General features: G+C 66.8%; 1 protein-coding gene and 1 pseudogene. Both read left to right on the top strand.

Annotated elements, in window-relative coordinates:
* Positions 1–171: glycoside hydrolase family 6 protein (locus F6Q13_RS19030; protein ID WP_293059844.1), on the top strand; the 171-nt coding region annotated here is incomplete at its 5' end.
* A 158-nt stretch (positions 172–329) separates the two neighbouring features.
* A pseudogene (locus F6Q13_RS19035) lies at positions 330–539 on the top strand (NAD-dependent epimerase); the annotation flags it as partial.
* Positions 540–680: the final 141 nt, after the last annotated feature.

Here is a 680-nt window from a genome sequence, read left to right on the forward strand (position 1 = left end):
CGAGCACTGGGCGCTGCGCCGACTGCGGCCACCGCGGGCGCACACGCTGACGCCTACCTGTGGATCAAACGTCCCGGCGAATCCGACGGAAGCTGCGGCAAAGGGGATCCCCCGGCGGGCACTTTCGTGAATCAGTACGCCATCGATCTGGCCCGCAACGCCGGCCGGTAGGTGCCCGAGTCACCACAGTGCCGCCGATGGTCCGCATGGGCAGCGGCCGCAGGTGTGGTGGCGACGGCAGAGTCCCGATTGGATGATGCCGGCACTGCCGCCGCTGGTGCCCGCGCGCACCGTCTCGGCTTTTCTTGTCCGCGATGCCAAGAAGGCAGGCGGGCGCGGGCATAGGCCTGAATGCTCCTGCGCCGGGGGATTATGACATCGCTTCTGCAGGAGCAGCTGTCGACGCCCAAGGAAGCCAAGCGCATTCATTCGTTTCCCGCCCCGATCGGCGGGTTCGGGGACGCCGGAACAGCCGGCTGACGGCTGCTGTGGACTTCTTGTGCGGGAGCGTCATCTTCGTTGACGGCGGGTCCCACGCCTCGATCCGTCTCGGCCTGAGCGTGCCCGTGTACACCCCATGCTCGCCGTAGAATGCCCGCAGGACTTTGGAGGTGCGAAATGCCATCCGCGGACAAAATGCTTCGACTCGCACTCGCGGTCTTCGGCGTGGCCATGCTCCT

Source organism: Mycobacterium sp. (genome assembly GCF_008709575.1).
In the GTDB taxonomy this organism is placed as follows: Bacteria; Actinomycetota; Actinomycetes; order Mycobacteriales; family Mycobacteriaceae; genus Mycobacterium.